Here is a 10,530-nt window from a genome sequence, read left to right on the forward strand (position 1 = left end):
ATTCTAGTGGGTGTAGCAATAGACACAGCAAAACAAATTCAAACTTATGTTATCTCTCAGAGATACGAAGGAATGGTGAAGCAATAGTGGTAAAACTGATATTCTTAGGTCCGCCAGGAGCGGGAAAAGGAACACAGGCATCTCGAATAGCAGAATTTTACCAAGTTCCTCATATTTCTACAGGTGATATTTTACGCAATAATGTGGCACAAAAATCTCCCCTGGGTTTACAAGCTAAAGAATACATGGACAAAGGTGAATTGGTTCCCGATCAACTCATCCTTGACATGGTTGAAGAAAGACTTAAACAAAATGATGCTCAACATGGTTGGATTTTAGATGGCTTTCCGAGAAATGTCACTCAAGCAGACTTTGTAGAAAAACTTTTATCTGCAAGTAAAAATGGAAATGACACTCAAGAAGAAAAAGCTGAAATTAGTAATTCTTTGATGGTCATAAATTTACAAGTTCCAGATAAGGTTTTAGTCAATCGCTTATTATCAAGAGGTCGGCAAGATGATAATGAGGAAACTATAAAAAATCGTTTAAAAGTCTACCATCAACAAACAGAGCCTTTGATTGAATTTTACAAAGAACGTCAACAGCTAGTTACAATAGATGGAAATCAATCTGTTGATGCTGTAACTAATACTCTTAAGCTATCGGTTAATGTATCATCATAGGGTAGATAAGAATTAGATTTTGATAAATTTTTTCTACCTTATATATTTGGTTGTAGCTATTTAAGTGCCAACTCAATATTATAGAGATATATTAGTATGACTCATGCTCAATAACCTCTAAAAATTAAAAACTTTTTGATAGGATTATGTTGAGGGGAATCACCTGAAATAACAGGCTGTTCCCAATATAAAAAATTGGTTACTTGCAGCGTTGAGGTGATTGACAGTTGGCAAAACAAGATCTCATAGAGATGGAGGGTACAGTGACGGAGTCCCTGCCGAATGCTATGTTCAGAGTAGACCTAGATAATGGGTTTAATGTGCTAGCCCATATTTCTGGTAAAATCCGTCGCAATTACATCAAAATTCTACCAGGCGATCGAGTAAAGGTGGAGTTAACACCCTATGACTTGACAAAAGGTAGAATTACATATCGGCTGCGGAAAAAGTAGTAATAATCAAATCTCTATTCAATAATTTGTAGAGATATTATCTACTTGCTGAAAACATTAGTAAATGATACAATACTAAATTTGTAGTATTGCCATAATGACGCATGAAAGTTAGAGCATCTGTCAAAAAAATGTGTGAAAAGTGTCGTGTTATTCGTCGTAAAAGACGAGTAATGGTTATATGCGTTAATCCCAAACATAAACAACGTCAAGGTTAAGCGTATTTGGATGCAGGCATCATATTTGTTGCCTACTAATTAACCTAAGTTTAAGCTTAATTTTAAGGTGATGGAGATAAAGTAAAGTGGCACGAATTGCAGGAGTTGATCTCCCACGCGATAAGCGTATAGAAATTGGTCTGACATACATCTATGGAATTGGACTATCTCGGTCTCAAGAAATTTTAGATGAAACTGGTGTAAATCCTGATACCCGTGTCAAGGATTTAAGTGATGCTGATATAGCAGCACTTCGTTCTACAGTTCAGAATAACTACCAAGTTGAAGGAGACCTGAGACGATTGGAAGCCATGAACATCAAGCGGTTGATGGATATTGGTACTTACCGAGGTCGTCGGCATAGGATGGGTCTGCCAGTTAGAGGACAGCAGACTCGCACCAACGCTAGAACTCGTAGAGGTGTACGTCGAACTGTAGCTGGTAAGAAAAAAGCCAGTGCTAAGAAATAGAAGTTTTAGTTGTATATTAATGTAAAGCTATTACTATAATTTTAGTAGAGACCTAGCTCACCAAAGGGCAGAAAAAATTTAGTCAAAACCTTACTTTCTAAATGAGTATCATTTGATTTGATTATCTACTCTACTTCTATCTTAAAGTACAAGCATATTAATGTAATTTATTCAGATTGAAAGTAAATTCATCGAATTAAATTATCAGCTCTGAAAGTAAATTTTTCTTGTCTCATTATAACTCTTAAATTAAAGAGACAAAAGAATTATTTCTAGTTAAATTGATTGACTATAGGTGAAAAAATTTTCCAGGCTTGAGAAACAAAAAATTAGCTATCTTAGACATTACAATAATTCTAGACCCATAGCTATACTACTAAAAGTAAGAACTCAAACCGATAAAAAAAATCATCAGATTAACGAGTTGAGTATATATACTAGGATTTTCTTTTCAGATAGAAAACGTGGCTATCGCTAATACTAAAATTATAGCATTTAAAAATTCAATAGCCAGCAAAAAAAATTATTTCTCAGACATTATTGTGATGTAAGACCAAAACACAATACTTCTAGTAACTCAAGGATATAGCATAGCTTTGAAGGCTATATAAAGTCAGAAAAATCTTATAAGATTTTAAGATGAGAAATAAGTCCAATTGTTCTGAGAAAAGTACATTATTAACTTGAGATACCACTCATAAAGACAAATATGGCACGACAACCAGGTAAAAAAACAGGTGCAAAAAAGCAAAAAAAGAATGTGCCTAATGGGGTAGCTTACATTCAGTCTACCTTCAATAATACGATTGTAACTATTACTGACTTGAATGGTGAAGTAATTTCTTGGGCATCAGCAGGTTCTAGTGGCTTCAAAGGAGCAAAAAAAGGCACTCCCTTTGCAGCACAAACAGCAGCAGAAAGCGCAGCACGTCGAGCCAACGACCAAGGAATGCGTCAGATTCAAGTGATGGTTAGTGGTCCTGGAGCAGGAAGAGAAACTGCTATTAGGGCTTTACAAGGGGCAGGACTAGAGATAACTTTGATCCGAGATATTACCCCAATTCCTCACAATGGCTGCCGTCCACCAAAACGGCGTAGAGTCTAATCAAATTATTAACTCTGGGGTTTAATGTTCAAGGGAGGTCACTCCGTGGCGCAGTTTCATTACGAGTGTATAGAATCTAAAACTGACAAAGATCGTAGTCAGTATGGAAAATTTATTATAGAGCCACTAGCTCGCGGTCAAGGGACAACAGTAGGTAATGCACTGAGGCGAGTTCTACTATCTAACTTAGAAGGAACAGCCATTACATCAGTGAGGATAGCTGGGGTTAATCATGAGTTTGCCACAATCAAAGGGGTAAGGGAAGATGTTCTAGAAATCCTACTGAACATGAAAGAGGTTGTTCTCAAAAGCCATTCCAGCCAACCACAAATTGGTAGAGTTAGGGTAGATGGGCCAGCAACATTAACTACAGATCGTTTTGATGTACCTTCGGAGGTGGAAATAATCGATCGCAGTCAATATGTCGCTACCTTATCTCCTGGATCGACTCTGGAGATGGAGTTTAGAATTGAGAAAGGGACTGGTTATAGAGCGGTAGATCGTACTCGCGATGATGTTACAGCTCTTGATTTTCTGCAAATTGATGCCATTTTTATGCCAGTTCGTAAGGTTAACTATACAGTTGAAGCTCGTATAGGTAGCTCTGTAGAAGAAGACCGACTTATTATGGAGGTCTGGACAAATGGTAGTTATACACCTCAAGATGCTTTAAGTCATGCTGCTAGTATCTTAATGAGTTTGTTTGAGCCACTCAAAGATATTACTAATATGGCAGAGCCTCCATCAGGAGAGCCTACAGATCCAACAAGTCAGATTCCAATAGAAGAATTACAACTATCGGTTCGGGCCTATAACTGTCTGAAAAGAGCGCAAATTAACTCTGTTGCAGACCTACTGGAGTACAGTCAAGAAGATCTATTAGAGATTAAAAACTTTGGTCAAAAATCTGCTGAGGAAGTTATAGAAGCTTTACAAAAACGCTTGGGCATAACTTTACCTCAAGAAAAAGTTGCTAAAGCTACTTAGAGGCCAAAAGTTAGGAATTCAAACCAGTTTTTGTCAATGGCATAAAAAATGTAAATCTGAAATACTATGCTTTCAAAGATGATCGACCGAGTCTTTGAAGCTGTTAGTAGCAGTAGGGAAACACAAATCAAAAACATCAGCTCAAATATTTTAGATACTCAAAGTAGTCATGCGTCATAGTCGTCGTGTTCCAAAGCTAGGAAAACCAGCAGATCAGCGCCGCGCTCTTCTGCGTTCCCTAGCCACTGAATTAATCCGTCATGGTAGGATTACTACCACAAAAACCCGTGCTAAAGCTGTACAGTCAGAAGCAGAAAAAATGATTTCCTTAGCAAAGGATGGATCGTTAGCAGCTCGCCGACAAGCTTTAGGTTATATATTTGACAAAAAGCTAGTTCACTCTCTATTTGAAGGGGCACAGGAGAGATACGGTTCTCGTAATGGAGGTTATACCCGTGTTTTAAGGACTGTTCGCCGTCGTGGAGATAACGCAGAAATGGCAATTATTGAACTGGTTTAAGATCTATAGTAATAGGTAGTTGGGAAATCAATCAGATAGAGAAGTCCCTGAGAAGCCTAAATCTGATTCTTGTAATTAGTGTGGGAGTATGTCACTTCAGCGTGTTGCTCTTGTAATTCAATATCAAGGCACTCATTTTCATGGGTGGCAAAGACAGCCAAATCAACGAACTGTACAAGAAGAGATTGAAAATACTATTTCTTCTGTGGTTAACCAGCCTGTAATATTACATGGTGCAGGGAGAACGGATGCAGGAGTTCATGCTGCAGCACAAGTAGCTCATTTCGATGTTCCAGGCCCAATTCCTGCCCACAAGTGGGCTACTATTCTCAATTCACGGCTGGGTAATGATATCTTAATTGCAAGTTCGGCTCAAGTCGAATCTAACTGGCACGCTCGATTTTCTGCAACTTCGCGGCGTTATCGCTACACCCTATATACAGAGAAACGGCCTAATTTGTTTGTGATGCCTTTTGTTTGGCATTATTATCAAGCACCACTAGATCCATTGTTGATTCAAGCAGCTTTGAATCCTTTAATTGGCCGTCATCACTTGGCTGCTTTTCAAAGAGCTGGCTCTTCTCGTCCTCATTCTTGGGTAGATGTACAAGAGGTGAAGTGTGAAAGTCAGGGACCATTTATTCATATAGAGGTTCAAGCTAGTGGGTTTCTATATGGAATGATGCGATTATTGGTGGGGTTACTCATTCAAGTAGGTCAACAAAAGCTATCTCTGGAAAGTTTTACAGATATCTGGGTTAATCAAAGAAGGGAAGTTGTAAAGCACTCAGCTCCAGCTAGTGGCCTCTGTTTATTGCGGGTTGGTTATCTGGAATTTCCTTTTACCCAAGAAGTTTGGTATAATAATATGCCTAAATTTATTTTTTATTGATTGAAGTAGCACTTAGCAATCAGCAATCAGCAATCAGCTTCTAGTTGCGTGTATAATAGGGAATTAAAACCCCCAAAATATATGCGCCACGGGCTTTTTAAAATAAACTTGGGGGACTTAAACCCTTGTTTTAGCGCTCCAGCTAAATGCTGAAAGATGATTGCTAGTTAAATAGACTTCTTACATAATTCAGAGAATAGGAAGATGAAATTGTTGATTTAATAATATCTTGAATTGATTTAATTAAATCCCTTTTTACAAGGCTGAAAGCTGAAAGCTGATTGCTGAGTGCTTCTTAAAAAAACAACTAAATTAAGTAAATTATGAATACAACATACGTTCCTCCACTGAATTCTCTAGAGCCAAAATGGTATGTTATTGATGCTGAAGGTCAGCGCTTAGGGCGACTAGCTACTGCTATTGCGATGATTATTAGGGGTAAGAATAAACCAACTTATACTCCACATCTCGATACAGGAGATTTTGTAATTGTCGTTAATGCTGAAAAGGTGGATGTAACTGGTAAAAAAAGTAGTCAGAAACTTTATCGTCGCCATTCAGGAAGACCAGGAGGTATGAAAACAGAGGTTTTTTCTAAGTTGCAAGCTCGTTTGCCTCGAAGAATTATTGAGGAAGCAGTTTACGGAATGCTACCAAAAAATTCTCTGGGAAGAAAACTTCATACTAAACTAAAAGTTTATCCAGGGCCTGACCATCCTCACCAAGCTCAAAAACCTGAAACGTTAACTATTCAAACTATTCCAGGAGAACAATCATAATGCAAGAAAAAGAAAGTGGCCGTGCTATGTATTGGGGTACTGGTCGTCGTAAGTCTTCGATCGCTTCAGTACGCCTAGTTCCAGGTACAGGCAAATTAATTATTAATGGCAAGGATGGTGAATTATACCTACAATATAATCATGGTTATTTATCATCGGCAAAAGCTCCACTAGAGACTTTAGGTTTGGAAAATGAATATGACATTCTAGTGAAGGCTACAGGAGGTGGGTTAACAGGACAAGCTGATTCTATTAAGTTAGGCGTTGCTAGGGCTTTGTGCCAGTTAGACCCAGATAATCGTAAACCTCTAAAGACAGAAGGATATTTAACTCGGGACCCTCGGGCGAAAGAACGGAAAAAATATGGTTTACGTAAAGCTCGTAAAGCACCTCAGTATTCCAAACGATGATATTTTGACTAGGGCTTGCTGAAAAAATCTTTTGGCATGGGTAGGAGTCAGGAGACAGGAGACAGGAGACAGGAGAAATGGGAATTAGCGAGGGGGTAGGAGCTAAGAATTGTCCCTTGATTTTTTAGCCTAACTATAAGCCTAAAGCCCTAACTAGATTGCCAATTGTTACAAGCTGGTGATAATTGGCAAAAACTTTAGACATCTTTTCAAAAGAGGGAACAGGTAAGAGGGAAAAAGAATTGATGATGAACCCGCCCCCAACCCCATAATTTAATGCACAAAATTAACTGTAATAATTCAGTAGAATAAGCTAAAATAGCATATAAAAATATTTGTAATTTAATTTAAGTAGAGTAAAGAAAATGCCTAAAGCTGGTATTCATCCTGAGTGGTATCCAGAAGCCAAAGTTTACTGTAATGGTGAAGTGGTAATGACAATTGGTTCTACAAAACCAGAGATTAATGTTGATGTTTGGTCCGGAAATCATCCCTTTTTTACAGGTACTCAGAAAATTATTGATACTGAAGGAAGAGTTGAGAGATTTATGCGTAAATATAGCAAGAAAGATGGAGGGAAAAGCTCTAAATCTAAAAAGAGTAAAGATAAAAAATAGCTGGAATGTCAATTGTCCTTAATTAGTTGTCTTTGACTACTCCCCATAGCTGTTGCTTAGGGGATTCTAAGTTGATACTACGCAATTGGATAAATCCATGTTGCTTCATTTTTTCTTAGCTGACCAAAGATATACTCTTTGGGGACGAGTCAAAGTGCCCCTACACAGTCGGCTTAAGTTTAACCCTAGCTTTCTGCTTACTTTTGTCTAAACATTTGTATATGCAGATAATAACACAGGACAACTAAAGTTGTCTAGTCTGAACAACTCGCTTGTTTTCATTCACCGCTTAAAAAACAGGGGCTTTCAACGTCGCTTTTCGGTAAAATTTTATAGACAACAATTAATATCAAAATATCCATAAAAATCTTCCATAAATAAAATACTAAATAAAGCAAGGGACAACTGACAATGGCTGAAACATATTTACTAGAAAAATTAAAATCTGTTGAGCAAACCTACAATGAGTTAACTCTACGTCTAGCAGATCCAGATGTTGCAAAAGATCCAACTGAATTCCAAAAAATAGCTAAGGCCCGCTCCTCATTAGAAGAAGTGGTAAATACTTATGAAGAGTGGAAAAATACTCAACAAGAATTAGCTGATGCTAAGGAAATATTGAAAGAAGCTGGTGGCGACCAAGAAATGGAAGAGATGGCCAGAATGGAAGTAGCGGAATTGGAGACCAAGCTGGAATCTCTGGAAACTCAAATGAAAATTGCCCTACTGCCACGAGACCCCAACGATGATAAGAATATTATGTTGGAGATTAGAGCTGGTACAGGAGGGGATGAAGCGAGTATTTGGGCAGGGGACTTGGTGAGAATGTACTCCCGTTATTCAGAAACTCAAAAATGGAAGGTGAGTTTACTGAGTGAGTCTTTAGCAGATATGGGTGGTTTTAAAGAAGCAATTTTAGAAATTAAAGGAGAGCAGGTTTACAGTAAGCTGAAGTTTGAAGCAGGAGTTCATCGGGTTCAAAGAGTTCCAGTCACAGAAGCAGGAGGAAGGGTACACACTTCAACGGCAACAGTGGCCATTATGCCAGAAGTGGATGATGTGGAAGTTGAGATAGACGCAAAAGATATTGAACTAACAACCGCTCGTTCTGGTGGAGCAGGTGGACAAAACGTGAACAAGGTAGAAACTGCTGTAGATTTATTTCATAAACCCACGGGAATTAGAATTTTCTGTACTCAGGAGCGCAGTCAGCTACAAAACAGAGAGCGGGCAATGCAAATTTTACGAGCTAAACTTTATGAGATGAAGCTACAAGAGCAACAACAGGAAGTTAGTTCGATGAGGCGATCGCAAGTGGGTACTGGCTCCCGTTCAGAAAAAATTAGGACTTATAACTATAAGGATAATAGGGTGACAGATCATCGCTTGAGTCAGAACTTTTCCCTTGCACCTCTTTTGGAGGGAGATATCGAAAATGTCATTCAAGCTTGTATTACTCAAGATCAGCAAGAGCGTTTGCAAGAGTTGGCAGCATCTACATCTACTCCAATGTCAGTATAATGGGGTTCTTGAATAGTGTGTATGATATTAATCTTAATTACTTAGGAGTCAGGACGAAAGGAAGAGGAGTAGAAGCAGAAAGTTGTTTACTTGTGCTTTTATTTCAGTATAACATCATACCTCAAATTAGGAATATCAGTGTAATTGATCAACAATTTGGATTCAAGCTTCGCCCTGAAGAGGGCGACTTTTCTTGTATAGCAATTTTGCATCCATATTTCTTAAATGAAATCAAGTCTGGTAGCATCATTAGTGTATAAAATACAGTTAAAATTGAAAAAACCCTTCTGCCTTCTGCCTTTCTTCCACCAAAGTCTAATTATTCACCCAAACATAATATGATTACAGGTAAAACAAAATTACTAGGAGTCATTGGCTATCCTGTTGAACATTCTTTGTCTCCAGTAATGCATAATGCTGCTATTAAAGCAATAAATGATCAACAAAATGTAATAGATTATGTTTACCTACCTTTTCCAATTAAACCAGAAAATTTAAAAACAGCTATTGCTGGGTTTTCTGCTATTGGCATTCAGGGCTTTAATATTACTATTCCCCACAAACAAGCGATATTACCACTGTTGTCAGAAGTGTCAACTCTTGCTCAAGCAGTGGGGGCGGTTAATACTGTTTATCAAACAGACAAAGGATGGGAAGGGACAAATACAGATGTCGCAGGATTTCTTTCTCCACTAAAAACTTATAATTGGGATTGGCATCAAAAAGTAGCGTTAATTTTAGGTAATGGTGGTGCATCTCGTGCAGTAGTGGCTGGTTGTACGCAATTGGGTTGCGCAGAAATTCATATTATTGGTAGGTCTAAAGAAAAGTTAGCTGCTTTTCAGCAAAGTTGGATTAATTCTCCTTTACCAGTAAATCTAAAAATACATAAGTGGGATGAAATATCAAAATTAATTTCACAGGCAGATTTGCTAGTGAACACTACTCCTATTGGAATGTATCCCAATATCGAGCAGTCTCCAGTAGATGATAAAGTGTTCGATTTATTATCACCAGGAGCAATAGTCTATGATTTAATCTATATTCCTAACCCTACTAAATTTCTTCAGCAAGCCCTGGTTAGAGGAGCGACCCCTATTGATGGGTTAGAAATGTTGGTTCAACAAGGAGCTGCAGCTTTGGAATTATGGTTACAAAAATCTGTACCAGTTGATATTATGCGCCATTCTCTACGCCAACATTTAGGCTTTAACGATTGAACTCATCAAAGATGATAGTGCGTTATTCTCATCAAATTTGCCGGATGAATTTTAGACTTGGAGAAAGAAGAAGTATTAAAGATGGGAAGTACATGAAATTTCCACTTTCCTAAAGATTCATCTCTTAATTCAGCAACGCTCTATTTTTGTCTTTTACAACAAAGCCATTACCAAGGCTAGAATTCGATAATTATCTCATTAATCCAATGCCAGGGTTCAGTCTCAATTCATGGTAATATCGCACAAGCAAAGTCTATCTTGCTTAACACAAACATAAATTTACCATGATGGGATTAATTACTCTCCCAGACATTTATCGAGTTAAGTACAGTTGCTTAACGGAAATTGTGGTTTCCATTATTATGATTTTGAGCTTTGCATTTTTGCTGACGGTAAATTTAGTGGCAGGAGGCTACGTTTTTGAGAGTTTTTTAGGAACTAGCTATACTATTGGAGTCATACTAATTGCTACTATCGTGTTCATCTACACTGCTTGCGGGGGTTTGTTTGCTATAGTTGATATTATACCGATGCGATCCAAGTAGCGATCGCCTTTGTCGGTACTATGCTGCTGTTGAGCTTTATGGGAGTCAACTTTGGCTTTATAGCGCTTTTCACATGGATAGACTACAGTTAGTATGGGCAACCCAAAAGCA

14 protein-coding genes are annotated in these 10,530 nt (G+C 37.9%); all 14 read left to right on the forward strand.

All coding sequences use genetic code 11. From position 1 onward, the window contains the following. Positions 1 to 86 precede the first annotated feature (86 nt). The 14 genes from AC3DU7_RS14405 (at position 87) to AC3DU7_RS14470 (ending at position 10,419) form a co-directional block, all read left to right on the forward strand. A complete protein-coding gene (locus AC3DU7_RS14405) occupies positions 87 to 683 on the forward strand; it encodes an adenylate kinase (protein WP_488040030.1) in 597 nt (198 codons plus the stop codon). Positions 684 to 910: 227 nt separating this feature from the next. Then, positions 911 to 1,135, forward strand: coding sequence for a translation initiation factor IF-1 (gene infA, locus AC3DU7_RS14410; RefSeq protein WP_008191178.1), 225 nt, complete (start codon positions 911 to 913; stop codon positions 1,133 to 1,135). Between the two features lie 104 nt (positions 1,136 to 1,239). Then, the gene (gene rpmJ / locus AC3DU7_RS14415; protein ID WP_488040023.1) at positions 1,240 to 1,353 is read left to right on the forward strand and encodes a 50S ribosomal protein L36; all 114 of its coding nucleotides are present in this window, start codon (positions 1,240 to 1,242) and stop codon (positions 1,351 to 1,353) included. 86 nt (positions 1,354 to 1,439) lie between these two features. Continuing rightward, positions 1,440 to 1,823 (forward strand): 30S ribosomal protein S13, encoded by a 384-nt coding sequence (gene rpsM / locus AC3DU7_RS14420; RefSeq protein WP_293078893.1) that lies wholly within the window; start codon positions 1,440 to 1,442, stop codon positions 1,821 to 1,823. Positions 1,824 to 2,532: 709 nt separating this feature from the next. Then, positions 2,533 to 2,928: a 30S ribosomal protein S11 gene (gene rpsK / locus AC3DU7_RS14425; RefSeq protein ID WP_124143139.1), complete on the forward strand. Its 396-nt coding sequence runs from the start codon at positions 2,533 to 2,535 to the stop codon at positions 2,926 to 2,928. Positions 2,929 to 2,973: 45 nt separating this feature from the next. Beyond that, positions 2,974 to 3,915 carry a DNA-directed RNA polymerase subunit alpha gene (locus AC3DU7_RS14430; RefSeq protein ID WP_488040024.1) on the forward strand — a complete coding sequence of 314 codons (942 nt, stop codon included), beginning with the start codon at positions 2,974 to 2,976 and terminating at the stop codon, positions 3,913 to 3,915. Positions 3,916 to 4,084: 169 nt separating this feature from the next. Beyond that, a complete protein-coding gene (gene rplQ / locus AC3DU7_RS14435; RefSeq protein WP_293064901.1) occupies positions 4,085 to 4,435 on the forward strand; it encodes a 50S ribosomal protein L17 in 351 nt (116 codons plus the stop codon). A gap of 88 nt (positions 4,436 to 4,523) precedes the next feature. Beyond that, complete coding sequence (truA, locus tag AC3DU7_RS14440) at positions 4,524 to 5,327, forward strand: tRNA pseudouridine(38-40) synthase TruA (protein ID WP_488040025.1); 804 nt, start codon at positions 4,524 to 4,526, stop codon at positions 5,325 to 5,327. Positions 5,328 to 5,650: 323 nt separating this feature from the next. Next, complete coding sequence (gene rplM / locus AC3DU7_RS14445) at positions 5,651 to 6,106, forward strand: 50S ribosomal protein L13 (protein WP_488040026.1); 456 nt, start codon at positions 5,651 to 5,653, stop codon at positions 6,104 to 6,106. Beyond that, positions 6,106 to 6,516, forward strand: a complete 411-nt coding sequence (rpsI, locus tag AC3DU7_RS14450; RefSeq protein ID WP_488040027.1) for a 30S ribosomal protein S9 — start codon at positions 6,106 to 6,108, stop codon at positions 6,514 to 6,516. The genes rplM and rpsI overlap by 1 nt, the downstream gene beginning before the upstream one ends. A 365-nt stretch (positions 6,517 to 6,881) precedes the next feature. Beyond that, positions 6,882 to 7,133: a 50S ribosomal protein L31 gene (rpmE, locus tag AC3DU7_RS14455; protein ID WP_124143144.1), complete on the forward strand. Its 252-nt coding sequence runs from the start codon at positions 6,882 to 6,884 to the stop codon at positions 7,131 to 7,133. A gap of 411 nt (positions 7,134 to 7,544) precedes the next feature. After that, positions 7,545 to 8,654, forward strand: a complete 1,110-nt coding sequence (prfA, locus tag AC3DU7_RS14460; protein ID WP_488040028.1) for a peptide chain release factor 1 — start codon at positions 7,545 to 7,547, stop codon at positions 8,652 to 8,654. Positions 8,655 to 8,992: 338 nt separating this feature from the next. Next, positions 8,993 to 9,874, forward strand: coding sequence for a shikimate dehydrogenase (locus AC3DU7_RS14465; protein ID WP_488040029.1), 882 nt, complete (start codon positions 8,993 to 8,995; stop codon positions 9,872 to 9,874). A 287-nt stretch (positions 9,875 to 10,161) separates the two neighbouring features. Further along, complete coding sequence (locus AC3DU7_RS14470; RefSeq protein WP_488040031.1) at positions 10,162 to 10,419, forward strand: sodium:solute symporter family transporter; 258 nt, start codon at positions 10,162 to 10,164, stop codon at positions 10,417 to 10,419. The last annotated feature ends 111 nt before the right edge of the window (positions 10,420 to 10,530 follow it).

The sequence above is a fragment of the Okeania sp. genome (assembly GCF_983059655.1).

Bases quoted from the DNA above. Each gene is read 5' to 3' on its own strand.
- rpmJ (WP_488040023.1), top strand. From the start codon at position 1,240: ATGAAAGTTAGAGCATCTGTCAAAAAAATGTGTGAAAAGTGTCGTGTT.
- rpsK (WP_124143139.1), top strand. From the start codon at position 2,533: ATGGCACGACAACCAGGTAAAAAAACAGGTGCAAAAAAGCAAAAAAAG.
- rplQ (WP_293064901.1), top strand. From the start codon at position 4,085: ATGCGTCATAGTCGTCGTGTTCCAAAGCTAGGAAAACCAGCAGATCAG.
- truA (WP_488040025.1), top strand. From the start codon at position 4,524: ATGTCACTTCAGCGTGTTGCTCTTGTAATTCAATATCAAGGCACTCAT.
- rplM (WP_488040026.1), top strand. From the start codon at position 5,651: ATGAATACAACATACGTTCCTCCACTGAATTCTCTAGAGCCAAAATGG.
- rpsI (WP_488040027.1), top strand. From the start codon at position 6,106: ATGCAAGAAAAAGAAAGTGGCCGTGCTATGTATTGGGGTACTGGTCGT.
- rpmE (WP_124143144.1), top strand. From the start codon at position 6,882: ATGCCTAAAGCTGGTATTCATCCTGAGTGGTATCCAGAAGCCAAAGTT.
- prfA (WP_488040028.1), top strand. From the start codon at position 7,545: ATGGCTGAAACATATTTACTAGAAAAATTAAAATCTGTTGAGCAAACC.
- AC3DU7_RS14465 (WP_488040029.1), top strand. From the start codon at position 8,993: ATGATTACAGGTAAAACAAAATTACTAGGAGTCATTGGCTATCCTGTT.
- AC3DU7_RS14470 (WP_488040031.1), top strand. From the start codon at position 10,162: ATGGGATTAATTACTCTCCCAGACATTTATCGAGTTAAGTACAGTTGC.